Below are 25,798 nucleotides of genomic sequence, written 5' to 3'. Positions count from 1 at the left end.
GCAGGCAGGGCGTCGTCCGTGGAATCCAGTTCGGGCTCATAGGGCGACCCAGCACGCGTTATCCGGGCTGTCCAGATGTTCGGCCACCGAGGTGAGCGACCACGAGGTGTACGGCTTCGTGGTGGTGAGTTGTCGGTTATGCGCCCTTGCGGGCCGCTGCTTTCTTCGCGGTCTTCTTGGCGGGCTTGGCGGCGGTCTTCTTGGCCGCAGACGTGGTGGCCGCAGACTTGGTGGCCGCTGCCTTGGTAGCCTTCTTCGCCGGTTCGGCCTTGGCCTTGGGCTTGGCGGCTGTCTTGCCCGAACTCTCGGCGGTCCGTCGTCCACTGGCCTCCAGGCTGCGTTGCAGTGCAGCCACCAGGTCGACGACCTCGGCGTCCATCGCGGCGGGCGCCTCCTCGGGCTGACTGACCACCTTCCCGGTGCCGCTGGCGATGGCCTCGTCGAGCACCTTCTGCAGCTCGATCTGGTACTCGTCGGTGTATTGCTCGGGATCGAAATCATCGGACATGGTCTCGACCAGCGTCTCGGCCATCTTGATCTCCTGTGGCTTCGGCTCGGCGACGCCGTCCAGGGATTCGAAATCGACGGCGCGGACCTCATCGGGCCACAGCAGCGTCTGCAGCACCAGTACGCCGTCGCGCACCCGCAGTGCCGAGAGCCGGGTCTTCTGTCGGAGCGTGAAGTGTACGAGCGCGGTCCGATCGATGCGTTCCAGTGTGGTCGCCAGCAGGACGTAGGCCTTGGGGGTATTCGAGTCGGGTTCGAGGTAGTAGCTCTTCTCGAACAGGATCGGGTCGATCTGGTCGTTGGGTACGAACTGCAGCACCGGAATCTCGTGCTTCTCGGCGGCGGGCAGCTTCGAGAAGTCCTCGTCGGTCAGGATGACCTTGTCACCCTCGGGGGATTCATAGGCCTTATCGATATCGGCGTATTGCACGGACTTGCCGCAGACCGTACAGACGCGGTCGTACTTGATCCGGCCACCATCCTTGGCATGCACCTGGTGGAACCGAATGTCGTGGTCCTCGGTAGCCGTATAAACCTTGACAGGGACGTTTACCAGCCCGAACGCAATCGAGCCCTTCCAGATAGCTCGTGCCATTACTCCATCATGGACGAACCCATTCGAATAGGCGAGCGAATCGGAATCCCGAGTGTCGCGGTCGCGACGCGCCGACGCAGCGGTGCGGGCAGGGCGGCGAAGAGGGTGCGCATGGCGGCGACGGTGCCGCCGAGATCGGTGCGGCCCGATAGATAGGCCCGTTGCTGTTCCGGTGGCAGGGTGAAGAAGGCGTCGAAGAAGACGGGAAGGTCGGCGGGCGGCAGTGCGAGCAGTGCGCGCAGGCCCGCCGACCGCAACGCGTGTACCGCTCGCGCCCGGGCAGGCCATGCCGTCGCATCGAGGGCGACGGTGTCGGCGGCGGCGAGCGAGGCGGTGACGCTGTAACCCGTTGCGGGATGGGTGAATGCGCCCGCCGCGCCGAATCGTCGCTGTCCGGGGTGGCCGCCCTGCACCGGAAAACGCACGCGCTCGATCGGTTCGGTGCCGGTGAGTTCGATTCCGCGCGAGCGCAACCGGTGGTGCAGCCGGTCGCGCAGTACCGCGGTGTCGAGGGCGGGGCGTCCGGCGAGGCAGGTCTCCTCCAGCAGCATCGTCTCCGCGCTCAGTGGCACCGCGTACAGAAACGACCGTGGCGCATCGGGTTCCGCGCCGTTGTCCATGCGCCAGTCCATGAACAGTGGTTCGATGTCGGCGTCGCGTCGCACGACCATGCCGTACGCGGTTTGCTCGGCGAGTTCGGGAGAGCGGGCAATTCCTCGTGCGTCGATAACACGTTTTGCGCTGAATATTGTTTCCGAAGCCAAAGTCACTGTGTTGTGCCGAATTTCGACAACCCGATCGGTAACTATTTGTGCACCGTCGAGATTCAGCGAATCCCGTAACCGCGCGGAGTCGAAGACGACATAGGTTCGGTCGAGTCGATGCGACCTCGTACCCCAGGCCTTCGGATGCTCCACGGTGGTGGCGATGACCGAAGGATCCAGCCATCCCGGCAGCTCGTCGTACCACCCCGCATACGTTGCCGACCAGCGTCGATCCGGCACCGGATCGATTGCGGTGACCGACATTCCGTGCGCGAGACAGCGGTGCGCGAGCGCGCGGCCGGCGGGTCCGAGTCCGCAGACGATGAGGTCCGCGGTCATCGCATTTCCCATGCGGAACGCGGATGCCGGTGTGGCACAGCGAGTTCGGTGGTGTGCAGGGCGGACCCCTTCGTTGTCGGCGCGGTTCGTCGGTCGTGCGGAGCTTACTGCCGGGCGGCCGGGTCACCGTTGCGCTGTGATAGTTCACGGATATCGACGGTGACATTCTTCATAATGCGATCATGTCAGATCTCGCTTTTCCAGCAGCGATGTGACTCGCCAGTAGCACCCGTGCTGTCATCTGGCTGGTCACATTGTCCGGTGCGCCGTATGCTCGGCGTTGTCAGTCGGATTGCCCAGGGTCGGGCAATCCGGATCCGATTACCGAAATCAATGTTGTTTTCGGAACCTTCTGTTCTCGCGATCGCGTGGAACGGAATTCCCGCATCATCTGCCCGCGGCCATTGTCATGCCAGCCGGGGAGTTCGTGCTGCCCGTCTCTGTCGAAAGGACCGCTACGGTGAATTCTTCCCGATTACGCGCCCTGGGAGCCGCCCTTCCGGCCGGCGAATACACCACTTCGGAAGTACTGAGTCGGATGACGAGCGGCGGCGAGTTCGACGTCGAGCGAATTACCGGCATCGGTCATCGCTATATGGTCGACCGCACCAGCGAGGACACCCTGACCCTCGGCGCGCGGGCCGCGCATGACGCGCTGGCGAAGTCCGGATTGGCTGCCGCCGACCTGGACATCATCATCTGCGGCGGCACCACCGTGCACGACGGATTCCACATGGTCTTCGAACCGTCGGCGTCACAGGAGATCGCCCGGCGCATCGGCGCGGTCAATGCGTCCGGTTATGACGTGGCGAATGCCTGCGGCGGCACCATGACCGGAATCTATCTGCTGGACAATCTGATTCGCGCGGGGGTGGTGCGCAATGGCATGGTCGTCACGCCCGAGGTGATCTCGCCGGTGACCGAGGGTGCACTCGCCGAGGCCGTCGATGTGCGCGATCCACAGTTCGCCGCACTCACGCTCGCCGATGCCGCGGTCGCGATCATTCTGGATCCCGCGGTGGACGAGGAAGACGTGCTGCACTACGTCGATCTGACGACCTGTGCCGAGTTCTCGCCATTGTGTATTGCCAAACCGAGCGATGCCAGCGAGAACATGATCATGTTGACCGATAATCTCACCATGCAAGCCGCGCCGCGCCGGGAAACATGGGCGAAATTCCATCGCGACATCCTCGCAAAGCGCGGCACCACATTCGCCGACGAGAAGTTCGACTTCATCGTGTTCCACCAGCTCGGCGTCGGATTCACCGAGAAGCTCGCCGAATCCGGCGGCAAGATTCACGGCACCGCGATGCCGCCTCGGCTGGCGACCGTCGAAAAGTATGGCAACACCGGGGCAAGTACGCATTTCCTGGTGCTGCACGACTACATTTCCCGAGGCGAGATCCCGAAGGGCGCCAAAATCTGTTTCGTGCCGACGGCCTCCGGAATGGTATTCGGTGTCCTTTCGGCAACTGTCAGCGCATTGGTGGGATGAAATGACGTTCATTATTCGGCGGTCCGCCGTCAGCGGCGACCCCACCCTGGGTTCCATCGACCACGCCGTGCGGGCGGCCGGGGCGTGCCTCTCGGGCGCGGGCGTCGAGCCGAACGATATCGACGTGCTGATCAATGTCGGCGTCTACCGCGACAGCAACATCGTCGAACCGTCCAATGCGGCGCTGATCCAGAAGGAATTGGGGATGCACCTGGACTACCAGGCCGGCTCCTCGCGGGCGGGATTCTCGCTCGATCTGCGCAATGGGGCCTGCGGCGTGCTCAACGCATTGCAGGCCGCGGGTGCGCTGCTGGAGAACGGCACGGTCGAGCAGGTGCTGATCGTCGGCAGCGACGCCCACCCCGGCGGCGTCGAACACGCATCGGCCGGCTTCCGCTATGCCGCGGTCGGTGCCGCCTTGCTGGTGACCAAAGGGATCGATGAGGGCACCGGCTTCGACCGCGTGCATATCCCGGCGCCGCTGCCGCGCGCGGTCGGCACCCATCCCGGTATCGCCGGGTACCTCGATCTGAAGGCAATGGGTAACGACGGACAGCGCTCGATCACTGTCGATATCGCCGACGATTACGCCGAATTGGTCAGCGGCGCAGCGTTTGCCGCGGTCCGCCCGTACCTGGCCGAACGTCCGGAGAGGCAGCGCGTGCTGGTCACCAATAACCCAGCGCCCGACTTCGCGACCACCCTGGCGAGCGAATTCGGTTTCGTCCGAACCCATCAGGCCGCGACCGGCGACTTGGACGCGGGCAGCTCGGGTTTGATCATCGGCTACCACCAGCTGCTCGAGGCCGGTGAACTGTCGGCCGGTGACGAATTGCTCCTGGTCGCCGCGGGATCCGGTCCGATCGCCGGCTGCGTGAGCTACACCGTTCCCGCCGGCGGTGCGGGGTGAGCCAGGAGCCCGCAGATCTGAGCGCGCTGCTGGAGCACCAGATCCGGCAGCGCGCCGACCTGCCCGCCATCAGCTATCCGACCGTCGCGCATCCCGAACGTGCCGGGTGCGCAACGGATCTCGGATTCGCGGTGCTGACCTTCGCTGAACTCGGCGCGCGGGTCGAGGCCTATGCCGCGGCCTTCGAACGGATCGGAATCAGCAAGGGTGTCAAGACCATTGTCATGGTCAGACCCGATCCCGATCTGTTCGCGGTGATCTTCGCGCTGTTCCGGGTCGGCGCGGTGCCGGTGGTGGTGGATCCGGGTATGGGCGTGCGTCGCATGCTGCACTGCTTCCGCAGTGTCGGTGCGGAGGCGTTCATCGGCATACCGCTGGCTCATCTGGTGCGGCTGGCGGCGCGGCGCACCTTCGGTTCGGTGCGGGTGCATGTGACGGCCGGACGTTCGTTCTGGGGTGGGCACACCTTGCTCGCCATGCGGCAGACGCCCGGTGCGGCCGCACCCGAAATCGCCCATGCGCCCGACGATCTGCTGATGATCGCTTTCACCACCGGCAGTACCGGACCGGCCAAGGGGGTGGAGTTCACCAGGGCCGGATTCGCGGCCTCGCTGCGGGTGATCGAGCAGTTGCACGGCCGCCCAACGGGTTTCGTCTCGCTGACCTCGGTACCCCTGTTCGGCATCTTCGATCTGCTGCAGGGTGCGCATGTGGTGCTCGGGCCGGTCGATCCGGTGCGGGTATCCAAGGCCGATCCGGCACTGCTCACCGATGTGGTCCAGAGTTTCCATGCCACCGATATCACCGCATCGCCCGCCCTGCTCGGTCCGCTCGGCGAATATCTGACAAGAACCGGGATCACGCTGCCGAGTCTGGTTCGGGTGATCTCGATGGGTGCGCCCGCGAACCTCGATGCGCTGGTAGGGGTCAGGGCCGCTCTCGGTGAGTCCGCGCGCGTCTTCACCACCTACGGTGCGACCGAGGCATTGCCGCTGACCACCCTCGAATGGTCCGAACTCGACGAAACCCGCAAGCAGACCGCCGAGGGCGCGGGCACCTGCGTCGGCCGCCCGATCGCGGAATCCGACAGCGATACAAGAGTGCGGATCATCGCCGTCTCCGATGACGAAATCCCCACCTGGCGTGAAGATCTCGTGCTGCCGCAGGCGCAGATCGGCGAAATCGTCGCCACCGGTGCGCAAGTCAGCACCGCCTATCACCGCGACCCGGCCGCCGATGCCCGCAACAAGATCGACGAAACCTGCCCGGACGGCTCTGTGCGCCGCTGGCATCGCGTCGGCGATCTGGCCTGGCAGGACGAGTCCGGTCGGCTATGGTTCTGTGGCCGCTCGGCGCAGCGGGTCCGCACCGCGGCCGGTGACCTGTTCACCGTCCAGTGCGAGCAGATCTTCAATACCCACCCGGACGTGCACCGCACGGCGCTCGTCGGTGTCGGCGAGCCGGGTGCGCAGATCCCGGTGCTGTGCTTCGAATTGCGGTCCGGGGTGGCGGAATCCGAGATCTCGCGGGTCCAGCGGGAGCTGTGGTTCATCGCGCGCGAGCGCGAATTCACCAGGTCCATCAAGGTATTCCGCGCCCATCCCGGGTTCCCGGTCGACATCAGGCACAACGCCAAGATCGGGCGCGAGGAGTTGGCCGTATGGGCCGGAAAGGGGATGACGCCATGAAGGCATTGGTCACCGGGGCAACCGGATTTCTCGGCAGCCATCTCGTCGACGCCGCGGTGGCGGCCGGTGATGAGGTACGTGCCATCGTCCGGCCGTCGAGCGATCTCGGCTACCTCTCGACGGTGCCCGAACTCGAAACGGTGGCAGGCGATCTCGGCGACTACGAAGCGCTGGTCACCGCGTGTAAGGGTGCCGATGTGGTGTATCACAGTGCCGGACTGGTCGCCGAGGTCGGCAGTCGGGCGCAGTTCTGGGAGGCCAATGTCGAGGGCACCCGGCGGCTGATGAAGGCCGCGCAGGAGGCCGGTGTCGGCCGGTTCGTCTTCGTCAGCAGCCCCTCGGTGGCGACCTCCTATGACACCGACCGCTTCGGCATCGACGAGTCCGAGCCGTACGTGACCGCCCCGAAGAGTCTGTACGTGCAGACCAAGGCCGCCGCCGAACAGCTCGTCCTGGCCACCAACACCCCGGATTTCGTGACCTGCGCGCTGCGACCGCGGATGATCTGGGGACCGCGTTCCTCGGGTTGGATGACGCTGCTGCTTCGAAAGTTGAAGTCCGGCAGGCTGCCCGACCTCTCCGGCGGCAAGAACGTCATGGTGTCGATCACCTACTGCGAGCATGCCGCGCAGGCCTGTCTGCAGGCGGCGCGCTCGGATCAGGTCGCGGGAAATGCCTACTTCCTCGCCGATCTCGAGGATGTCGATCTGTGGAGGTTCGTCAAGGATCTCGCCGTCGCCTTGGACCTGACGCCGCCGACCCGCACCATTCCCAAACCGGTATTCGACGCCGCCATCGTGGTTTTCGACACCATATGGCGAGTGCCGGCGATCAAGGAGCGCTTCGCGCCGCCGCTGTCCAGCTGGACCACCGCGGCACTGACCGTCTCCAGTACCTATGACACCAGCGCGGCCACCCGGGATTTCGGCTACGCGCCGACGGTCTCGCTAGCCGACGGACTGGCGGCCTACGTCGACTGGGTCGGCCAGATCGGCGGCGTCGACGCCGTCATCGCTCGCGGATGACCAGGAGACTCGCATGATGACCACCCGGCTCACCAACCGCCCGACCGGCACGAATGCGGTGCCGACCGCACCGGGGGCCCTACCCCTCATCGGCCATTCTCACCGCCTCGCGCGCAGGCCGTACCGCTTCCTGCAGACGCTGTCGGACCTCGGACCCGTGGTGCGAGTGAAGATTCCGGGCTACGACACCTACGTCGTCACCGAACCGGACCTGATCCGCGAGGCCTTCGTCGGTCTGTCCGATCAGGGGGCGATGATCGATCGCGCGGAGGCGCTGCTCGGCGCCGGCGTCACGGTGCTGTCGGGCCCGCAGCACAAGCGGGAACGCCGAATGATCGCCCCGGCCTTCGCTCGCGGCCGCATCGCGCAGTACGCCACCGTGATGACGCGTCTGGGCGCGGAGCAGGCCGATGCCTGGCGCGACGGTCAAATGGTGGTCGTCAATACGGAGATGCACGATCTGGCACTGCGCACCGTCGCGGGGGCGCTGTTCAGCGGCGACCTCGGCGCGGAGACCGGCGCGGAAATCCACGAGATGCTCACACCGGTCATGACGCTGCTTGCCCGCCGCGTCACCCGCCCGGCCTGGATCGACAAGCTGCCACTGCCCGGCAACCGCCGCTTCGAAGGCCTTGTCGCCGGGATGAAGTCGGCGACCAGCAAGATCATCGCCGCCTACCGTGCGGACCTGGCCGCCGATCCGAACCTGGATCACGGCGATCTGCTGGACACCCTGATCAAGGCCCGTGACGAGGACGGTGTCGCGCTCACCGATGCCCAGGTGCACGACGAGCTGATCAACTTCCTGGTCGGCGGCACCGAGGCGACCGGCATGACGCTGTCCTGGGTCTTCCATGAGCTGGGCCGAAATCCCGAGTTGGAGGCCACTTTCCACGCGGAGATCGACGCGGTGCTCGGCGGTCGTCCGGCCGAATTCGCCGATCTCGGCCGGCTCGATCTGACCAAACGGATCGTCACCGAAACTCTGCGCATGTACTCGCCGTGGCTGACCGTCCGCGATGTGCCCGCGAACTATGAACTCGGCGGCGAGGCGTTGCCGGAGGGTGCCATGTTGCTGGTGTGTCCCGTTGCGGTGCACCGGGATCCGGCGATCTTCCCGAATCCCCACAAATTCGACCCGGCCCGCTGGCTGCCTGCGGCAATGGAGTCCCGGCCCAAGGGCGCGTACCTGCCGTTCGGTATGGGCACTCGGCAGTGTCCGGGAAACGTGTTCTCGCTCACCGAGGTTGCCCTGCAGGTTGCTACGATCGGCGGGCGCTGGCGCCTGCGCCCGATGCCCGGTATCGCGGTGCAAGAGACGGTGATCGGCGCTCTGGTGCACCCGAAGTATCTGCCGATGCGGGTGGTGGCCAGGAAGGTGCAAACCGGGCACGTCGCGGATTCGTCAGGGAGCGAGCGCGGCGCGGCTTAACGAGTGATGAGGGTGTGGCGGTGTTCGAACTGACCAAGCTGACCATTTCGAGCGACCTGCAAGCAGTCGCTACGCAGCGCAGCAAGTGGATTCTCGGCGTCTTCGCCGGTCTCGCGCTGATACTGGGGATGCTCAGCTCGACGTTGTTCCACAAAGTGCAGGGCGGTGGCTACAGCGATCCCGGCGGCGAATCCAGCCGGGCCACCGAGATTTTGCGCGATACCTTCGGGCAGGCGCCGCCGAACTTCGTGCTGCTGGTGCACACCGACACCTCCGTCGACGATCCCGAATCGGCAACGGCCGCAGTGAAATTGGCGCTGAAGCTGAAGGATGAGCCGGGTGTCGCGGGTGTCATGTCGTACTGGATGGACAAGTCGCCCGCGCTGCGCAGCGCCGACGGCAAATCAGGGCTGATCGTCGCGAGCATTCTCGGCGAGGAGGGTGCGGTCGACCAGAAGGTCGGCGGTCTGGCGGATCGTTACGGTGGCACGCACGGGCCGGTGCAGGTGCGCGTCGGCGGTTACGCGATGTTGTTGCACGAGACGGTGCAGCAGAGCGAGAAGGACGCCGTCCTCGGCGAATCCATCGCCTTCCCGATCACCCTGATCGCCCTGCTGTTCGTATTCGGCGGTTTGGTGGCGGCCAGCCTGCCGCTGGTCGTCGCGGCGGTGACCGTGATGATCACCATGGGCGCGCTGTGGATGATCACCCTGGTCACCGATCTCGCCGCGACCGCGACCAATGTCGCCACTCTGCTCGGCCTCGGTCTCGCGATCGACTACAGCCTGCTGATCATCAGCCGCTACCGCGACGAATTGGCCGCCGGCGCCGCAACGGGTCCTGCCGTCGCCGCGACCATGCGTTCGGCCGGACGTACCGTGGCTTTCTCGGCGGTCACCGTCGCGGTCGCGCTGTCAGGACTGCTGTTCTTCCCGCTGCTCGCGGTGCGTTCCATGGGTTATGCGGGTCTGGCGGTCGCGGCGATCGCCGCGACGGTGTCGCTGACGGTGCTGCCCGCGATTCTGCTGCTGCTCGGCAGCCGCATCGATAGCGGCCAACTGGGCTGGTTCTTCCGTCCGCAGCGTCCCGCGCCCGGTGAGGGTTTCTGGCATCGGCTCGCGGTGTTCGTGATGCGCAAGCCGATGCCCATCGGCTTGGCGGTCGCGGCCTTCCTGCTGCTGCTCGGGACCCCGTTCCTCGGTGTGAAACTCGGCTTCCCGGACGAGCGGGCATTGCCGGAGTCGATGAACAACCGGCAGATCACCGAGACCATCCAGCGCGACTTCGCCGCCACCGACACCAATGGACTTTTCGTCGTACTGCCCGAGGGCAAATCCGGGCTGGACGCCTACGCCAGGAAACTCTCCGAAATCGACAATGTCCGTCGCGTCGACACCGCCACCGGCAGCTACGCCCACGGCGGGCAGCTCGCCCCGGCCATGGCGCAGCACGCGCGCTTCGAAACCAAGGACGCCGCATACCTTTCGGTGACACCGGACACCAGCGATCCGGCGCTGCTGGATCGGGTGGCCAAGGAGTTGCGCGCCGTGCCCGCACCCGCACAGCGGTTGGTCGGCGGTATCGCGGCCGCGAGCGCCGATTCCCTCGATGCGGTGACCTCGGCGCTGCCCATCGCGCTGGCCTACGTGGTGATCATCATGCTGGTCGTACTTTTCCTGCTGACCGGCAGCGTGGTGCTGCCGCTGGTCGCGATCGTGCTCAGCGCACTCAGCCTCACCGCCACCTTCGGCGCGCTGGTCTGGATCTTCCAGGACGGGCACCTGTCCGGCCTGCTCGATTTCACCGTGACGGGGGATCTGCCGCCGACCGTGCCGGTCATGCTCTTCGGTGTCGCCTTCGGTCTGGCCATGGACTATCAGGTATTCCTGCTGTCACGGATCCTCGAAGAATACGAACGCACCGGCAAGAACGAATCCGCGGTTGCCCATGGGCTCGAGAAGATCGGCCGGATCGTCACCGCCGCCGCAGTCCTGATCTCCCTGGTGTTCCTGGGATTCCTGGCCTCGGACATCACCTTCATGAAGTCCTTCGGCATCGGACTGCCGCTGGCGGTGCTGGTCGATGCGACCCTGGTTCGCGGTTTCCTGCTGCCCGCGGTGATGAAACTGCTCGGGGACTGGAACTGGTGGGCGCCCGGCCCGCTCGAAAAGCTGCACGAGCGTTTCGGATTCGACGAAGGACCGTCCGCGCCGTCACTGCCCGATCCGGAAGATCTGCGCCAGCCCGCCAGGGTATAGAAACGCCGACGGCCGTGCGGTATTCGCCGCACGGCCATCAGTTCTGTTGGGACGGTTCAGATTCCGCCGGTAGACAGCAATCCGCCGTCGACGCGGATCGTCTCACCGGTGATCCACTTGGCCTCGTCCGAGACCAGGAATCCGATCAGCTGCGCCACATCCTCCGGCGCGCCGAGTCGCTTCATCGGGTACACGCTCGCGGCCCGCTCCTCATCGGCCGAGTACAGCGCATCGGCGAACTTGGTCTTGATCACGCCCGGCGCCACCGCGTTCACCCGGATATTCGGACCCAGCTGCCAGGCCAGTTCGTCGGTGAGCCGGATCAGCGCGGCCTTCGACGCGCCGTACGCCGCGATCACGCCGGTCGAACGCAGACCCGCGACACTGGCCACATTCACCACCGCACCGCCGTGATCGCGCATCCAAGCCTTGTAGGCCTCCTGCACGTAGCCCAGTGCGGCGACGACATTGACGTCGAAGATCTTGCGCACCGCCTCCAGATCCGCATCCATGAGCGAGCCGTAGACCGGGTTGATACCGGTGTTGTTGATCAGGATGTCCAGCGAGCCGAACTCCGAGACCACCCGACTCACCGCGGTGGCACGGCTGTCCGGATCACCCGAATTGCCCGCCAGCGCGCTGACCTCGCCCCGATGGCCGAGCGCCCGCAGCTCGGCGGCCGCCTCCTCGAGCGGTTCCGGCTTGCGGGCGGTGATCAGCACATTTGCGCCGCGGCGAAGCAGCTCCGCCGCGACGGCCTTGCCGATGCCCCGGCTGGCCCCGGAAACGAGTGCGCTCTTGCCCAACAGATCGGTCGTCATGTGATGGCACGCTACCGCAGTAGCTGGATCGTCGAGCTCTCGGACACCGGACCCGCTCGAGCTCGGTGTTCCCAACCGCGGGAGTACGGACAACAGTCGTCGGTGCGCATCGGATTACGCTGCCGGACAGGGTTTCGGCGGAAAGGTGTGGAGCATGACGGACGATACATCTGTCGATACGTCGCTGCCCTCGCGTCCGGATGCGCCTATCGTCGACTCCTACGTCAGCCACGTGGAGACGGTACTGGCGAAGTTGGTGAAGCCGGTGGGTAACGGTTCAGCGAAGTCGATTACGGTCGAGGATCTGAAGGGCCTAGGGGAGTCGCAGCTGAAGTCCGGCGATCTCGTCTCGAAGTACGATGCCAAGCAAAGCGACGACACAAAATACCGAGACGACCTGAACTCGCTGGACAGCAATATCGCCGAGATCGCCTCGAAATCGGCCGACGTATCCAACACCGTGACCAAAGAAGTAAAAAGCCTCGTGGCCACAATCAAACAGGAGCTGAGTTACGAGAATCTGCCGAATCTGACTGATATGCCGCCGAACTCCAGCATCGAGCTGCAGTTGAAAGCCATCGACAAGATCGGCAAGGCCGTCGAAAAAACGGCGAAAACGGTGTCGGACGCGCAAGACGCATTGGATGACAACGCCGGAAAGGTCACCGACCCGGAGTCGGACCACAGCGGAAGTGCCCCGAATTCGATCGGTAGCGGTAACCAGTTCCCCGCCTATACCGGGAGCGGTGGGAACAGCCGTAATAGCAGCGGACCCGCAGGTCTCGGCAACAGCGCGAGTGCGCAACCCATTGGCAAAGGTCAGAAAGCGACAGCCAGCGAGATCTATCAGTACCTGCTCAGCAAGGGCTTCACCCCGGCCCAAGCGGCGGGCATCTTGGGCAATATGCAGGTCGAATCGGGCTTCGATACCGGCGCCTACAATCCGGGCGAAGGCGCCATCGGCCTGTGTCAGTGGGAGGGTGGTCGACGAGCGAATCTCGAGGCGTTCGCCGCCGCGCAAGGCAAATCGGTCACCGACTGGCATACCCAAGTCGATTTCATGATGCACGAACTGCAGGGCACCGAATCGAACGCGTATGCACACCTCAAGTCGGCGAACTCGGCAGGTGCCGCGGCGGCGGCCTTCGATCAGTACTACGAACGAAGCTCCGGCGAGGCCCGCGGACAGCGCGTCGCGAATGCCTCCAGCATCGCCTCCAGCATGGCCGGCGTGGCTGCCTAGCGCCGATCGCGGAGTTAGCGCGGTCACACCTGGATCGTGGGGTGTCGGAAGCACCGCTGGCACCAGGTAAAATCGGTGGTTCTTGTGCGGGTTCGCGTCGCACAATCGAACAGCAACCGACCAGCACCACGTACCCGTAGGAGAAGCCTGTGATCACCGCGACGGACCTGGAGGTCCGGGCCGGAGTCCGCACCCTGCTGTCGGCCCCCGGGCCCGCGCTGCGGGTGCAGGCCGGCGACCGGATCGGACTGGTCGGACGCAATGGCGCGGGCAAGACGACCACGCTGCGCATTCTGGCGGGTGAGGGTGAGCCCTACGCCGGAAAGATATTGCGCTCCAGCGATATCGGCTATCTCCCGCAGGATCCGCGCGAGGGCAATCTGGACGTACTCGCCCGCGATCGCGTGCTCTCCGCCCGCGGCCTGGACACCCTGCTGCGCGATATGGAGAAGCAGCAGGCGCTGATGGCCGAGGTGGTCGATGACGCCGAACGCGAGAAGGCGGTGCGCAAATACGGGCGGCTGGAGGAACGCTTCTCGGCGCTCGGCGGCTATGTGGCCGAGAGCGAAGCGGCGCGCATCTGCAATAGCCTCGGCTTGCCCGATCGGGTACTCGGCCAGGCGCTGCGCACGCTCTCCGGTGGTCAGCGCCGCCGAATCGAGTTGGCGCGCATCCTGTTCGCCGCCTCCGATGGCAGCGGCGGGCGCTCGGACACCATCCTGCTGCTCGACGAGCCCACCAACCACCTCGACGCCGACTCCATCACCTGGCTGCGCGGCTTCCTGCAGAACCACGACGGCGGCCTGATCGTGATCAGCCACGATGTCGAACTGCTCGGCGATGTGGTGAACAAGGTCTGGTTCCTGGACGCGGTGCGCGGTGAGGCCGACGTCTACAACATGGGCTGGCAGAAATATCTGGACGCGCGTGCCACCGATGAACAGCGCCGCCGCCGCGAACGCGCCAATGCCGAGAAGAAGGCCGGCGCCCTGCGCGCCCAGGCCGCCAAACTCGGCGCCAAGGCCACGAAAGCCACTGCGGCACAGAACATGGCCAAGCGCGCGGACCGCTTGATGGCCGAACTCGACGAGGTGCGGGTGGCCGACAAGGTCGCGCGGATCAAATTCCCCGAACCCGCCACCTGCGGCAAGACCCCGCTGATGGCCGAGAACCTGACCAAGGTCTACGGCTCGCTGGAAATCTTCACCGGCGTCGATCTGGCCATCGACCGCGGCAGCCGCGTCGTGGTGCTCGGTCTCAACGGCGCGGGCAAGACCACGCTGCTGCGTCTGCTCGCGGGGGTGGAGACGCCGACGGCGGGCGGTCTCGTGCCCGGTCACGGGCTCAAAGTCGGCTACTTCGCCCAGGAGCACGACACCCTCGACGATCAGGCCACGGTGTGGGAGAACATCCGCCATGCCGCGCCGGATGCGGGGGAGCAGGAGCTGCGCGGACTGCTCGGCGCGTTCATGTTCTCCGGACCGCAGCTGGAGCAGCCCGCGGGCACCCTCTCCGGCGGTGAGAAGACCCGTCTCGCGCTGGCGGGGCTGGTCTCCTCGGCGGCCAATGTGCTGCTGCTGGACGAGCCGACCAATAACCTGGACCCGATCTCGCGCGAACAGGTCCTCGACGCGCTGCGCACCTATGCGGGCGCGGTCGTTCTGGTCACCCACGACCCGGGTGCCGCCGAGGCGCTGTCCCCGGAACGGGTGATCTTGCTGCCGGACGGCCAGGAAGACCACTGGTCGGCGGAATATTTGGAACTGATTCAGCTGGCCTGATCCGGGGTGATCCGGCCGGAGTTTCGTTGCGGGCGGTGGGTTTTCGCCTCCCCGGGATCGGATCTCCGGTGATATTCATCACAAAGACCCGTTGATCACAGCTCCCCGAGTGTCTAGCCTGGAAAGACGCGGCTCGGCGACTCGGAGGAAGCCATGAGCGACAGGCCCACACAAGTCAAGGCCACACTGGGTAAGGGCACACGCGTCACGGGGAAATCACGAGACCGTTTGCAAACCCAGCTGAAGAAGCAGTACGAGGCGGGTGCCAGTATTCGATCGCTGGCCCGGACCACCGGCCGCTCCTACGGCTTCATCCACAACGTGCTGGTGGAGTCGCACGTGCAGCTCCGCAGTCGTGGCGGTGCGAACCGCCGCAAGAGCCAGTAGCGTTCCTGGATCTGGATGCCGGTGTCGGCGAATGGATTTCGCCGACACCGAGCGAGATCGTGCGCGCTAATAGCCCGGCACCGCGCCGTCGCCGTTGACCAGCAGGTTGGCGAGGCTGCGGAACATCGGCAGGCCCGTCTTGATCTCCAGATACGCGAACTGGCCCTGTGGGTTGACCTCGAGGAAGTAGTACTCACCGTCGAGGCCGAGGCGTAGATCCAGCACGCCGAAGCTCAGGCCGAGTGCGCCCATCAGCGTGGCCAGCGACTTGCTGACCGAGGCGGGCAGATGCTCCGGTACGAAGTCGACAGTGGTGTCCAGCCGGGAATCGACCCGGCCGACCCCGGACTGCGAGTCGATGCGCACCGCCCATTCGACGCCGTCCATCCACACCACACGCAGATCGCACTGTGCCTCGACGTAGTCCTGGAAGGTGGTCGGCGCGGAGCGGATGCCCGCGAGGCGGCCGAAGTCAGCCCTGGTAATCAATCGGGTTTCGGCGAATTCGGCGCGTCCGGTGCCGGTTCGCTTGTAAACCACCGAGCCCGAACGTGATTCGACGAAGCTGCGCGCCTCGTCCGGATCGTTGGTGATGAGCGTTTCCGGGATTACGAAACCGGCTCGCCGTGCGGTCTCCAACTGCACGATCTTGCGGCTCGCGGTGCGATCGGCGCCGGGGTCATTGACCCAGTACGCCGGTATCGACCACAGCAGACCCTGGATGAAGCCATCGCATTCGGCTTGGCGGTAGGCGTCATCCGAGGCGCGCACGCCGGCCGGGACCTGTGCGGGATGCGGTCTGCGCCACCAGACCGAGCGGACGTCGTCGAGTCCGATCACGTGCGACAGCGACCGCGTGGTGCCGTGCCGATCGAGCCGGAAACTTCCGGATTCGCGCGGGAAGTCGCGCAGGTCGAGGTGAATCGGGCTGAGCCCGTGGTGTTCTCGCAACGTCGCCGCCATCGCGGTCCCGTGCAGATCATCGGATTCGGAGACGATGAGGACCGAACCTGTCCGGCGCGCCGCCATGCGCAGTTCCGTTCAGTCGAGACTGTCGCAGTTTATGCCGTCGTCGCTTGTCGCGAGCGATTTGGTTTGGCAATAGGTGAAGGTCGCACCGCTGGGGCCCGCGCAATCGGCGAGCTGCAGGCTGTCGGCCCAGGATGCGGTGAGTTGTTGCAGCGCTTCATCTCCCAGTGCCGCGGAGGGCTCCTCGGCCAGTGTCATCGGCCGGTCGACGAGGTCGATGCGCAGGCGGCGGGTGAAATCGGCGGTGGCGCCGGGACGGATATCCATCAGCACCGGTCGGCCGTCGCGCTCGGTGGTCGCGCTGTCGGTCCAGTCGAGGACTCGAAGTACATCGTCGCGGCGGAAGGTCCAGGTTCCTTCGGTCACTCTGACCGTGAAATCTCGTTCCGACTCGGCCACCAGCAGCCCCTGCAACGCGGGGACGCGGTCACCCGCCGGCCCGGTACCGGGGAGGTGGATTGCGTCGGTCATAGTGAGCTCTCCGATCTGCTCGCGATTTGCCAGGACCCCCGAGCGGGAACTGGATCATATCGCGCAAGGGGTCTCGCACGGTCCGGATCGCGAGATTTCACCGCCGCTGGCAAACCAGATTTCGGCTCGGGATGCACTAGCGCCGAAAGTTTTTCGGTGTGCACCCGAATGGGCTCCGGCAATCGTCGAGCTACTTCCGAACGGTTCCGTGCGATCGATATTGCCCGGGATTGGCGGCTGTGCATCCGTTGGCGCGGATCTGCTCGCCGCGGTTCAGAGTCCGAGCAGATCCGGTTGTTCGGCGATGGCCCGCAAGCGTTCGCCGGGATCGGTGACCAGTTTGCGTGCGGTGAGATCCATGATCCTGAGAACCACCTCGACCTCTGCTGCGACAGTACCGTCGAGCTTGCGCATCTCTTGGCGGATTCGGAAGATCTTGCCGCCGGCTCCTCCGCCTCATCGGGTCTTTTGCCGGTCGTGGGTGCATCGACTGTCTCGTCGCGGACCGGCGGGTCGACTGCTTGGTTGCCCTGTGGGCGTACCCGCCGAGTTACCCATGTGCGTACGAAATCAGTTGTCGCTGCATTGCTTCACGAATCGCGCCGGTTCGCGTTGCGCTCGGCCCACCATTCGGGCGACTCGACGAACCAGTTGTCGTATTCCTCCTGCGATGCCGCCAGTTCTTCGAAGGTGGCCTCGCCCTTGACCAGCCGGTCGAGCAGGCGGAAGTAGCCGAAGCGCTCCACCGCGGGCATCAGGGCGATCAGGATCCGCGCGGAGCTGTCCGGGGCGGCGCCGAAGGCGTGCGGCATGAGCTTGGGGACGACGATCGACCCGCCCGCTCCGACAGTGACGATCTTGTCCCCGGCCAAGACCTGCAGCTCGCCGTCGGCGACGTAGAACAGCTCGTCCGACTTGGTGTGGTAGTGCGGTGCCGCGCCGTCTGCGCCCTTGTCCATATTGACCTCCAGGTGGCTGACCGCGCCGCCCGCTTCGTTCGAATCGATGAGCAGGCGCATGGTGACCGAGGGGGTCACCAGGGTCTCGGCATCCTGCGGCTGGCGGATGGCGAAGGTGCGGTCGGTGGTTGCGTTCACGATGCTCTCCGATTGTTCGGTGGTTGATAATTCGCTACCGAACTATATAGCAGCGAATAGAATCTTGTCCATGGATGAGATCGGACGGGATCCGGTGGATGCGATAGTCGAGCAGTGGCGGCGGGAGCGGCCGGACCTCGAGCTGGAGGCGATGGGCGTGATCGGGCGGCTGGGTCGGCTGCTCGTGGTCGCGCAGCGAGATATCGAGGCGGTCTTCATCGCGCACGGACTGCAGCGCGGCGAGTTCGATGTGCTTGCCGCACTGCGTCGTTCGGGCGAGCCGTTCGAATTGAACCCTTCGGTGCTGGCCGACACGCTGATGCTGTCGCGCGCCGGAATGACCGGTCGGCTCGACCGTCTGGAGTCGGCGGGGTTGGTCCGTCGCATCGCGGATGCGGCGGATCGCCGCGCCATCAGGGTGGCGCTCACCGAGACGGGTCGCACGCTGATCGACAAGGTCGTCACCGCGCATACCGAGAACGAAACCAGGATGCTGTCGGTGCTTTCGGCGAAGGATCGCCGCGACTTGGATCGGATCGCCCGGGTACTGCTCGGCAGCCTCGAGGGTGGCGCGAAATAGGGTAGTTCGCTACTCGGGTGCTGGGCCGGTCATGGGTTCACCATGTGGTGATGATCGACATCATCACCCTCCGCGGCACGGGTGAACCGCGGAATACCAATGGGACGCCCGCCGGCATGCTGCGCGATGTCACGAAACTGCTAGATCCCGGCCGTTTCACCGCCTTCGAGCCGGATTGGCCCGCCTCGGTCGGGCCGAGCCCGGATCTGTGGGGCCCTTCGCTGGATACCTCGATCCGGCTCGGTGTTGCCGCGGGCGTGCGGGCGATTCAGGACTCGCCGAATGTCTGCGGGCTGCTGAGTTATTCGCTCGGAAGTATCTGCGCGAGCAAGATTCTGGAGGGAGTGCGGTCGGGTAAGTACAAGAACACCGACGGCTCGCCCCTGGAAATCGCCTTCGCCGTCAATATCGCGAACCCGCTGCGCAAACGCGGCCACTCGGTCGGCAATCTATGTCCGGCAACGACTTACGGCCTGCACGGGGAACGCGGCGCCTGGCCGGCCCTCGATGTCAAGGAGTATGCGAATCCGGGCGATATCATCACCGCGTCGCCGGGCGACTCGCCGCTGCGGGTCATCGATGTCGGCATCTCGCCGTTCTCGTTCGTCGAAGGTGCCCGCATCGGAAATGTGGCCCCGATGATCTTCGCCGAATTGCTGCGGTTCCTGATGACCGATCCGATCGGCAATCTCGATCGCTATGCGGCCGCGGTCAACGGTGTCATCGGCTATCTGACGCCGTGGCCGGACGGTCAGCACGTTCTCTACTCCGGACACAATATGCCCGGCACGAATGTCCTGTGGACCACCCATGCCGCCGACTATCTGAATGCCAACTACTGACCCGCCCGGGCCGGTTTCCGCCGGGGATGGGGCCACCATCATTCCCACTCTCCCCGGCGGCGTCGCACCAGAGGTGGCGGCTCAATCCCCCTGTGCGGCAGCGGAGATTGGCTGCCACTCGCGCCAGAGCGCCAGGCGGGATTCGTAATCCGCGGTGGCGATGGTCAGCGGGACCTCACCGAGGAAAATGCGCAGCGGCGGCTCGGGCGCATCGACGACCGCGAGGATGGCGGCGCTGGTGGCGGCCGGATCGCCCTGGTGCACCGCCGAGCGTTGGGCGGCTCGGGCGGCCCTGGCCGCATCGTAGGCGGGGAGCGGGGTGGCATGCTGCGCCGAGGGGCCGCCCCAGTCGGTGCCGAATCCGCCCGGTTCGATCAGGGTGACGTGAATGCCGAAGGGTGCGACCTCCTGGGCGAGCGCTTGGGAGAAACCCTCCAGCGCCCACTTCGACGCGTGGTAGGCACCGAGGTTCTGGAAGGCGGAGATGCCGCCGATACTCGATACCTGAACGATGTGGCCGCTGCCCTGGGCCCGCAGGATCGGCAGTGCCGCCTGGGTGACCCACAGTGCGCCGAAGACATTGGTTTCCAATTGGGCGCGGAACTCGTCCTCGCTGAGTTCCTCGATCATGCCGAACTGACCGTAGCCGGCATTGTTGATCACGATATCGAGCCGCCCGAATCGCTCGGCGGCCTGCTGTACCGCGGCGAAATCGCCGTCCCGATCGGTGACGTCCAGGCGCAGTGGCAGGAAGCTATCCGGGTACTTCGCGACGAGATCGTCGAGTGTGCTGGTATCGCGCGCCGTGCCGGCCACTTGATCGCCGCGCTCCAATGCGGCGAGTGCCCATTCACGGCCGAACCCTCGTGAGACTCCGGTGATGAACCAAACTTTGCTCATGTGACCCACGCTAGTGACCTGGAGTGCACTCCAAGCAAGTATTCATCGCGGTCGCAGCGTAACCGGCAGCGCTGAGGGCGACAGGACGAAGTCTCGATTGGAGGCGCGCACCGTATAGTTCGGGTCGGGTGTCGGGCGCCAGCGGGCCAGCAGCGCGGCGGCGGCGAGGCCGATCTCGATCATGGCGAAATGGTCGCCGAGGCAGCGGCGACGACCGACGCCGAACGAGAGGTTGGCCTTCTTGTCGATATCGGCTGCGCGCTCGGGCGACCAGCGATCCGGGTCGAACGCTTCCGGATCGGCGTAGTAGCGCTTGTTGTGCTGAACCAGGTAGGGGGAGAACATGATTGCTGTGCCGTCCGGAACGGTGAGTCCGCCGATGGTGACGTCGCCGTCGGCGGTGCCCGCGCTGATCCACGGCCCCCAGAACCGAAGTGTCTCTGCCACAACCTGTTTCAGGTAGGGAAGTGCGCCGAGATGATCGGCGCGGACCGGGCCCGTTCCCACGACGGAATCGAGTTCGGCATACAACCGCTCGGCGATGTGCGGGCGACGCATGACCTCGTGCCAGAGCCAGCCGGTCAGCGATGCCATCGAGCCGACGCCACCGGCCAGCATGAGGATCGCTTCGTCGATGATGTGCTCATCGGACAGCGTCGCGCCGGTCTCGCTGTCGGTGTGCCGGATGAGCGCCGAGACCACATCGTTGAAATCCTCGTCGCGGCGGCGGTATTCGGCGATGACAGCACCGATGGCCGTGCGCAGGTGGCGAGCCTTGGTGCGCCAGCGCCAGTTCGAGATGAGCCGCAGTCGGCGCACCTGCGGGGGCAGCGCGGTGCGCAGAATGACCTGACTGAGCAGCCATGGGACGCTGTCCCGGATCTCGCGGCGTGCGTGATCGCTGAACTCGGCGGTGAACAGTGTCGAGGAGACCGTGTCGAGGATCAGGCCGTGCGCCTCGTCCATGAGATTCACGCGTCCGCCCGAAGGCAGTCCCGCCGACCAGGTTTCGGCGATATCGGCCGCCGACCGCGTGTATTCGGCGAGCCGGCTCTGCCGCAGCGCGGGCGAGATCATGCGCCGCCGCAGCTTGTGTTCTTCACCGTGCAGAACATTGACGGATCCGCCCGCGACATCCTCGATGGCCTCACGCAGATCGTCCCGATTGAGTTCGGCATCGCCGAGCCCGACCTCGCGGACGAGATCCGGTGTGGTGAGCAGATATCCGGTCTTCTGGCCGAACCGCAGGCGCACGATCGGGCCGAGATCGGCCAGCGAGGTGACGAAGCCCGGAGCGTCGCGCAGGGCCTGCAGACTGTGGCCGACCAGTGGCAATCGACCAGGCGCGGTCGGTACCTCCGAAAGCGATTGCGGCATGACCAGCTCCGGGCTGCGCGCGGACTCGGCCCTGGCCTGTCGATAGATTTCGAGCACGGTCCCGATGTGCTGTGACTGGCGCACCGAGTCGCCGTATTTGCTGAGAATCTGGCGCATTTCCGCGAGCGTGGCGCGATCGGCGTCGAGCTCGGCGATGGTGTCGGCGATCGCTACCGGCGACGGATCGGCGGTGCGAATGCCGCCCCCGGCAGGCACCGACTCGTCGAGATCGGGATCGCAGTAGATGATCGGCAGGCCGGCCGCCACCGCCTCCAATAGGACCATGCCCTGCGTGTCGAAACCGTTGGAGGGGAACAGCAGTGCGTCGCCTTCGGACATGGCAGCAAGGCATTCGGCCTGAGTGGCCCTGCCGTGCAAGCGGATTCGGTCCGCGAGTCGATATTCGGTGATGACGGCGGCCGCCTGGGCCTGCAGGTCACCGTCGCCGTAGACGTCGAGTGCGCAGTCGTCGAGATGCCGCACTGCCTCGATCGCGGCGAGCAGCCGCTTCTCGGCCGACAGCCGCCCACACCAGATCAGCCGCAATGGCGCGTCGATCGTGCGTTCGGCAACCGGTGTGCCGCCGAGGTTTTCGATGAGCTCGTCATCGACACCGTTGGATACCACCCGAAGCGGCCGGGTCAGACCGTGGGCAAGCAGTTGGTCGGCGAAGTGCTGGGTCGGCGCGATGACCCGATCCGCGGCCTGGGCCTGACCGACGATCGGCCACCAGGCATGGCGTGCCGCACGGCTTTCGGCGCGGTGCGGCATATGCGTATCGTGCGGTACGAACCGGCCGTGCAGGGCGCGTAGGGCCAACGCCGCCGGATATGGTGCGGGCGAGGTGTTCTCGATGAACGCGTCGTCGCGGCTCTGGGCCGTGTGGATCAGCGGAATCCGGTGTCGCCGTGCGGCTTTCATCCCGGCGATGGCGACACCGTAGGTGGTGTGGGTGTGCACGAGGTCGATCGGGCCGCGTGCGGCGAAGGCGGCGTCGATGAGTTCGGCATTGTGCTTGGTCGGCAGCACGACCGGGAATCCGTTCACCGCGAAACCGCCGGCGGCGCGCAGCGGCACCACATTCGGGAGCTGGTCGGCGCCCGGCTGCGGCGCGACGAACAGGGTGACGCGGTGACCTGCGCGTTCGAGTCCTCGGCACAGCGAAGCGACCGCGGTCTGGACCCCACCGAGGGTGGCCGGGTGGTAGTCCATGAACATCGCTATGTGCACAATGGCACTGTACTGACACATCGCCGCCGTGCGGAGCCCTCAATTCTGTGGAATATCCGGTCGGCGTCGTCAGGGGACCCGATACCGAAAGAGCCGCCGTGAAAATAGCGATTCCGCTCACCGGAACCCGCGGTGATGTCCAGCCCGTCGTGGCGCTGGGACTCGAGTTGCGCCGTCGCGGCCATGATGTGCTGCTCGGGGCGCCGCCGAATCTGGTCGAATTCGCCACGGCCACCGGACTTGCCGCCCTCGCCTGCGGACCGGATGTGCAGCAGCTCTACAGTTCGGACGCCGGGCAGCGGGCACTGGCCGCAGGAAACACCTTGCGGCTCATGCAATTGGTAGCCCGGCAGATGGCCGATTATGCCCAGCAGATGAATCGAGAAGTCATCGACGTTTGCACGGGTGCGGATCTGATCGTGGCGAGCACCGTCACCGAGGATCGAGCGAGTTCGGTTGCGGAGGCAATGGGGGTTCCACTGGTCAGCCTGCATTATTTCCCCTGCCGCAGTAATGGCGCATATCCGTTTCCGGGTGCCCTGCCGCCGCGGTGGAATCCGCCTGCGGCCGTGAATCGTGCGACATGGGCGGTGGCGGAGAATCTGCGCCGGGTGGTATTCATGCGTTATCTCAACGATCTACGCGCGACGCTCGGGCTGCCGAAATCGCGGGCGAGTACCGCGGCGGTATTGGCGCGTGCGCATGTTCCCGAGGTGCAGATCTACGATCCGGCGTTGGTTCCCGGATTGCCCGAACAATGGGATGAGCGCAGGCCGTTCACCGGATTTCTTACCCTCGATAACGCTGCCCGCGAGGCCGTCGGTGATCTGGCCGGCGACCATGCGGGCATTCTGTCGTGGATCGGGGCGGGGGAGCCACCGGTGTTCTTCGGATTCGGCAGTATGCCCATTCGGGATACGGCCGCGGTGCTGGCGATGGTTACCGAAGTGGCTGCTCGTTCGGGTGTGCGCGCATTGGTCAGTGCGGGGTGGAGTGATCTGGATATTGCCGATGCGCAGGCAGGGCCGAATGTAAAGGTTGTCGGTCCGTTCGCGCACGATCTGGTTTTTCCATATTGCGCCGCGGCGGTGCATCACGGCGGTATCGGGACGCTGTTCGAGAGTCTGCGCGCCGGATTGCCGACGCTGGTGTGCTCGGTGTCGTTCGAACAACCGATGTGGGGCGGGCAGGTCGAGCGCCTCGGGTTGGGGGCACATCTGCCGTTCACGCAACTGACCGAGGCCCGGCTGGAACAAGGCGTCGCTTCGCTGCTGACGCCCGAACGCCGGTCCCGCACAGCGGAATTCGCGAAGACACTGAGCACCGAGGACGCCGCCGCCCGCACCGCCGACATCATCGAAGCCGCCGCCAGGTGACCGACGTCTTCGCCGACACCGTCGTCATGTTCCGCCGCTGTGCCCGGCACACCCTGCGCAGCCGCGACACCCTGATCATTTCGCTGCTCATGCCGATTCTGGTGATGTTGCTGTTCACCTACGTCTTCGGCGGTGCCATCGATGTCGGCGGACCCTATCTCGACTATGTGGTGCCCGGAATCATGTTGCTGTGCACGGGTTTCGGCTCATCGATCACCGCCACCGCCGTCTCCACCGATATGACGAGGGGCAGCATCGACCGCTTCCGCACCCTGCCGATGTTCCGTCAGGCCGTGCTCGCCGGCCACGTCGCCGAGGGCGTTGTCCGTAATCTCGCGGCCATCGCGATCGCGGTCACGGTTGCGCTCGCACTCGGCTACCGTCCCCAGGCGGGACCACTCGGCTGGCTGGCGGCCCTCGCGGTAATCACCCTGTTCGTCACCGCCATCTCCTGGATCGCCGTCGCTCTTGGTCTGGTCGCCAAGAATCCCGAAGCCGCCGGCGGCCTCACCTACGCCATCATGTTCATCCCCTACATCAGCAGCGCCTTCGTCCAAACCACCACCATGCCCCACTGGCTCCGCGGCTTCGCCGACTACCAACCCGCCACCCCCATCATCGAAACCGTGCGCGGCCTCCTGAACTCCCTGGACACCGGCCACAACACGCCCCTCGCCCTCCTCTGGTGCGTCCTATTGGGCACGCTCGGATTCGCCGGCGCCGGCATCGTATTCAGTCGCTTGTCCCATCACTGACCAGCTCGTATGCGCCGCCGACGAAGATCGAGGCGACGGTGTATCGGGGAATGCGTTGCATCCCGTCGTAGGGTTCAGCGCATATTGCGGTGACCAGCGGCTAGTTCGGCCATTACCTTGTCGGCGCCGAAGAGACGCTGGACGCGGCTCGAGAGATTGGGGGCGATCAGGGCCAATGTCGCGCCGAGGCGGACCGGGAGGGGGGCCACGTCGGTTTCGGCGATGTTCCGTTCGATCGCTCGGACCACGGCTTTCGCGACGTCTTCCGGGCTTCGGGTGCCGACGCCGGGTGGTACGGCCGCACCGGATTTGACGAACATGCCCGCGTCCCTGACGAATCCGGGGTAGATCGAGGAGACACCGACACCGCGGCTTTGCAGGTCGGCGCGCAAGGCCAAGGCGAAGCCGCGCAGTCCGAATTTGGTCGCGTTGTACATCGCCGCCTTGCCGGATGCGGCCTTGCCGGACAGGGAGTTGATGAAGACCAGGTGTCCTTTGCCGCGCTCGGCCATCTGCGCACCGGCAAAGCGGGCAAGCACGATGGGGGCGCGCAGATTGACCTCCAGCGCCCGATCGATCTCGGTCAGCGAATAGTCGAGCAGGTCGCCCGAACCGGGCAGTGCGGCATTGGCGATGACGACATCGAGGTCACCGGCTTCCTCGAGCAGCTTCTCGGCACCACCCGGCGCGGCGAGGTCCGCGACCACCGCCCGCGCACCGAACCGGGTCGCGACTTGGTCGAGTGCTTCGGCTCGCCGTCCGGACAGCACTACGTTCGCACCCCGCGCGGTGACCGCGGCGGCGATCGCGACTCCGATCCCGCCCGTCGCGCCGGTGATCAGGACTCGTGCTCCGTTTAGTTCCATGTCGACGATTATTGTCGAGATTCCGCA

The 25,798-nt window shown here is 65.6% G+C and carries 23 protein-coding genes; 13 read left to right on the top strand and 10 right to left on the bottom strand.

Translation table 11 applies throughout. The features are described 5' to 3' along the window. Positions 1–136: 136 nt before the first annotated feature. Both ku and ACZ60G_RS06780 read right to left on the bottom strand, forming a co-directional pair. Positions 137–1,102 (bottom strand): non-homologous end joining protein Ku, encoded by a 966-nt coding sequence (gene ku, locus ACZ60G_RS06785; RefSeq protein WP_465807925.1) that lies wholly within the window; start codon positions 1,100–1,102, stop codon positions 137–139. Beyond that, positions 1,102–2,205 carry a lycopene cyclase family protein gene (locus ACZ60G_RS06780; protein ID WP_465807923.1) on the bottom strand — a complete coding sequence of 368 codons (1,104 nt, stop codon included), beginning with the start codon at positions 2,203–2,205 and terminating at the stop codon, positions 1,102–1,104. Before ACZ60G_RS06780 ends, ku begins: the two co-directional genes overlap by 1 nt. Before the next feature lie 460 nt (positions 2,206–2,665). On the opposite strand from ACZ60G_RS06780, the gene ACZ60G_RS06775 reads away from it, so the two are divergent. The 6 genes from ACZ60G_RS06775 to ACZ60G_RS06750 are packed head-to-tail and all read left to right on the top strand — an operon-like array spanning position 2,666 to position 11,016. Next, positions 2,666–3,703, top strand: a complete 1,038-nt coding sequence (locus tag ACZ60G_RS06775; RefSeq protein WP_465807921.1) for a 3-oxoacyl-ACP synthase III family protein — start codon at positions 2,666–2,668, stop codon at positions 3,701–3,703. A 1-nt stretch (position 3,704) separates the two neighbouring features. Then, positions 3,705–4,613 (top strand): hypothetical protein, encoded by a 909-nt coding sequence (locus ACZ60G_RS06770; protein ID WP_465807920.1) that lies wholly within the window; start codon positions 3,705–3,707, stop codon positions 4,611–4,613. Further along, positions 4,610–6,301 (top strand): fatty acid CoA ligase family protein, encoded by a 1,692-nt coding sequence (locus tag ACZ60G_RS06765; protein ID WP_465807918.1) that lies wholly within the window; start codon positions 4,610–4,612, stop codon positions 6,299–6,301. Before ACZ60G_RS06770 ends, ACZ60G_RS06765 begins: the two co-directional genes overlap by 4 nt. Then, a complete protein-coding gene (locus ACZ60G_RS06760) occupies positions 6,274–7,326 on the top strand; it encodes an NAD-dependent epimerase/dehydratase family protein (protein ID WP_465807916.1) in 1,053 nt (350 codons plus the stop codon). Before ACZ60G_RS06765 ends, ACZ60G_RS06760 begins: the two co-directional genes overlap by 28 nt. 13 nt (positions 7,327–7,339) lie before the next feature. Then, positions 7,340–8,758, top strand: a complete 1,419-nt coding sequence (locus ACZ60G_RS06755; RefSeq protein ID WP_465807914.1) for a cytochrome P450 — start codon at positions 7,340–7,342, stop codon at positions 8,756–8,758. Positions 8,759–8,778: 20 nt separating this feature from the next. Further along, entirely contained in the window at positions 8,779–11,016 is a 2,238-nt protein-coding gene (locus ACZ60G_RS06750) for an MMPL family transporter (protein WP_465807912.1), read from the top strand. A 56-nt stretch (positions 11,017–11,072) separates the two neighbouring features. On the opposite strand, the gene ACZ60G_RS06745 is transcribed toward ACZ60G_RS06750, so the two are convergent. Continuing rightward, a complete protein-coding gene (locus ACZ60G_RS06745) occupies positions 11,073–11,837 on the bottom strand; it encodes an SDR family oxidoreductase (protein ID WP_063043279.1) in 765 nt (254 codons plus the stop codon). Between the two features lie 154 nt (positions 11,838–11,991). On the opposite strand from ACZ60G_RS06745, the gene ACZ60G_RS06740 reads away from it, so the two are divergent. From ACZ60G_RS06740 to ACZ60G_RS06730, 3 genes are all read left to right on the top strand, one after another. After that, on the top strand, positions 11,992–13,080 hold the full coding sequence (locus ACZ60G_RS06740) for a phage tail tip lysozyme (RefSeq protein WP_465807910.1): 1,089 nt from the start codon (positions 11,992–11,994) through the stop codon (positions 13,078–13,080). A gap of 149 nt (positions 13,081–13,229) precedes the next feature. After that, entirely contained in the window at positions 13,230–14,861 is a 1,632-nt protein-coding gene (locus ACZ60G_RS06735) for an ABC-F family ATP-binding cassette domain-containing protein (protein ID WP_465807908.1), read from the top strand. Between the two features lie 153 nt (positions 14,862–15,014). Then, positions 15,015–15,248 (top strand): helix-turn-helix domain-containing protein, encoded by a 234-nt coding sequence (locus ACZ60G_RS06730; RefSeq protein WP_465807906.1) that lies wholly within the window; start codon positions 15,015–15,017, stop codon positions 15,246–15,248. 66 nt (positions 15,249–15,314) lie between these two features. On the opposite strand, the gene ACZ60G_RS06725 is transcribed toward ACZ60G_RS06730, so the two are convergent. The 4 genes from ACZ60G_RS06725 to ACZ60G_RS06710 form a co-directional block, all read right to left on the bottom strand. Beyond that, entirely contained in the window at positions 15,315–16,277 is a 963-nt protein-coding gene (locus ACZ60G_RS06725; RefSeq protein ID WP_465807904.1) for an MvdC/MvdD family ATP grasp protein, read from the bottom strand. A 12-nt stretch (positions 16,278–16,289) separates the two neighbouring features. Next, positions 16,290–16,748 carry a hypothetical protein gene (locus tag ACZ60G_RS06720; protein WP_465807903.1) on the bottom strand — a complete coding sequence of 153 codons (459 nt, stop codon included), beginning with the start codon at positions 16,746–16,748 and terminating at the stop codon, positions 16,290–16,292. Positions 16,749–17,021: 273 nt separating this feature from the next. Continuing rightward, on the bottom strand, positions 17,022–17,162 hold the full coding sequence (locus tag ACZ60G_RS06715; protein WP_465807901.1) for a hypothetical protein: 141 nt from the start codon (positions 17,160–17,162) through the stop codon (positions 17,022–17,024). 176 nt (positions 17,163–17,338) lie between these two features. Continuing rightward, a complete protein-coding gene (locus ACZ60G_RS06710) occupies positions 17,339–17,767 on the bottom strand; it encodes a cupin domain-containing protein (protein ID WP_465808381.1) in 429 nt (142 codons plus the stop codon). Positions 17,768–17,915: 148 nt separating this feature from the next. On the opposite strand from ACZ60G_RS06710, the gene ACZ60G_RS06705 reads away from it, so the two are divergent. Both ACZ60G_RS06705 and ACZ60G_RS06700 read left to right on the top strand, forming a co-directional pair. Next, positions 17,916–18,425, top strand: a complete 510-nt coding sequence (locus tag ACZ60G_RS06705) for a MarR family winged helix-turn-helix transcriptional regulator (protein WP_465807899.1) — start codon at positions 17,916–17,918, stop codon at positions 18,423–18,425. 50 nt (positions 18,426–18,475) lie between these two features. Continuing rightward, a complete protein-coding gene (locus ACZ60G_RS06700) occupies positions 18,476–19,267 on the top strand; it encodes a hypothetical protein (RefSeq protein WP_465807897.1) in 792 nt (263 codons plus the stop codon). Between the two features lie 81 nt (positions 19,268–19,348). Here ACZ60G_RS06700 and ACZ60G_RS06695 read toward each other — a convergent pair whose 3' ends face one another. Together ACZ60G_RS06695 and ACZ60G_RS06690 are read right to left on the bottom strand one after the other, a co-directional pair. Further along, positions 19,349–20,167 (bottom strand): SDR family oxidoreductase, encoded by an 819-nt coding sequence (locus ACZ60G_RS06695; RefSeq protein ID WP_465807895.1) that lies wholly within the window; start codon positions 20,165–20,167, stop codon positions 19,349–19,351. Positions 20,168–20,209: 42 nt separating this feature from the next. Beyond that, the gene (locus tag ACZ60G_RS06690) at positions 20,210–22,774 is read right to left on the bottom strand and encodes a cytochrome P450 (protein WP_465807893.1); all 2,565 of its coding nucleotides are present in this window, start codon (positions 22,772–22,774) and stop codon (positions 20,210–20,212) included. Between the two features lie 98 nt (positions 22,775–22,872). Between ACZ60G_RS06690 and ACZ60G_RS06685 the strand changes: the two genes are divergently transcribed. Both ACZ60G_RS06685 and ACZ60G_RS06680 read left to right on the top strand, forming a co-directional pair. After that, positions 22,873–24,150, top strand: coding sequence for a glycosyltransferase (locus ACZ60G_RS06685; protein ID WP_465807891.1), 1,278 nt, complete (start codon positions 22,873–22,875; stop codon positions 24,148–24,150). Between the two features lie 26 nt (positions 24,151–24,176). Beyond that, positions 24,177–24,905: an ABC transporter permease gene (locus tag ACZ60G_RS06680; RefSeq protein WP_465808379.1), complete on the top strand. Its 729-nt coding sequence runs from the start codon at positions 24,177–24,179 to the stop codon at positions 24,903–24,905. Positions 24,906–24,979: 74 nt separating this feature from the next. Here the strand turns inward: ACZ60G_RS06680 and ACZ60G_RS06675 are convergent, their stop codons facing one another. Continuing rightward, positions 24,980–25,771: an SDR family NAD(P)-dependent oxidoreductase gene (locus ACZ60G_RS06675; RefSeq protein ID WP_465807889.1), complete on the bottom strand. Its 792-nt coding sequence runs from the start codon at positions 25,769–25,771 to the stop codon at positions 24,980–24,982. Positions 25,772–25,798: the final 27 nt, after the last annotated feature.

Source organism: Nocardia sp. NPDC102475, assembly GCF_055584605.1.
This window is presented reverse-complemented; position numbering and strand designations above follow the sequence as displayed.

Bases quoted from the DNA above. Each gene is read 5' to 3' on its own strand.
- ACZ60G_RS06745 (WP_063043279.1), bottom strand. From the start codon at position 11,837: ATGACGACCGATCTGTTGGGCAAGAGCGCACTCGTTTCCGGGGCCAGC.
- ku (WP_465807925.1), bottom strand. From the start codon at position 1,102: ATGGCACGAGCTATCTGGAAGGGCTCGATTGCGTTCGGGCTGGTAAAC.
- ACZ60G_RS06720 (WP_465807903.1), bottom strand. From the start codon at position 16,748: ATGACCGACGCAATCCACCTCCCCGGTACCGGGCCGGCGGGTGACCGC.
- ACZ60G_RS06755 (WP_465807914.1), top strand. From the start codon at position 7,340: ATGATGACCACCCGGCTCACCAACCGCCCGACCGGCACGAATGCGGTG.
- ACZ60G_RS06680 (WP_465808379.1), top strand. From the start codon at position 24,177: ATGTTCCGCCGCTGTGCCCGGCACACCCTGCGCAGCCGCGACACCCTG.
- ACZ60G_RS06770 (WP_465807920.1), top strand. From the start codon at position 3,705: ATGACGTTCATTATTCGGCGGTCCGCCGTCAGCGGCGACCCCACCCTG.
- ACZ60G_RS06715 (WP_465807901.1), bottom strand. From the start codon at position 17,162: ATGCGCAAGCTCGACGGTACTGTCGCAGCAGAGGTCGAGGTGGTTCTC.
- ACZ60G_RS06760 (WP_465807916.1), top strand. From the start codon at position 6,274: ATGGGCCGGAAAGGGGATGACGCCATGAAGGCATTGGTCACCGGGGCA.
- ACZ60G_RS06725 (WP_465807904.1), bottom strand. From the start codon at position 16,277: ATGGCGGCGCGCCGGACAGGTTCGGTCCTCATCGTCTCCGAATCCGAT.
- ACZ60G_RS06700 (WP_465807897.1), top strand. From the start codon at position 18,476: ATGATCGACATCATCACCCTCCGCGGCACGGGTGAACCGCGGAATACC.
- ACZ60G_RS06730 (WP_465807906.1), top strand. From the start codon at position 15,015: ATGAGCGACAGGCCCACACAAGTCAAGGCCACACTGGGTAAGGGCACA.
- ACZ60G_RS06780 (WP_465807923.1), bottom strand. From the start codon at position 2,205: ATGACCGCGGACCTCATCGTCTGCGGACTCGGACCCGCCGGCCGCGCG.
- ACZ60G_RS06705 (WP_465807899.1), top strand. From the start codon at position 17,916: ATGGATGAGATCGGACGGGATCCGGTGGATGCGATAGTCGAGCAGTGG.
- ACZ60G_RS06710 (WP_465808381.1), bottom strand. From the start codon at position 17,767: ATGCGCCTGCTCATCGATTCGAACGAAGCGGGCGGCGCGGTCAGCCAC.
- ACZ60G_RS06675 (WP_465807889.1), bottom strand. From the start codon at position 25,771: ATGGAACTAAACGGAGCACGAGTCCTGATCACCGGCGCGACGGGCGGG.
- ACZ60G_RS06695 (WP_465807895.1), bottom strand. From the start codon at position 20,167: ATGAGCAAAGTTTGGTTCATCACCGGAGTCTCACGAGGGTTCGGCCGT.
- ACZ60G_RS06740 (WP_465807910.1), top strand. From the start codon at position 11,992: ATGACGGACGATACATCTGTCGATACGTCGCTGCCCTCGCGTCCGGAT.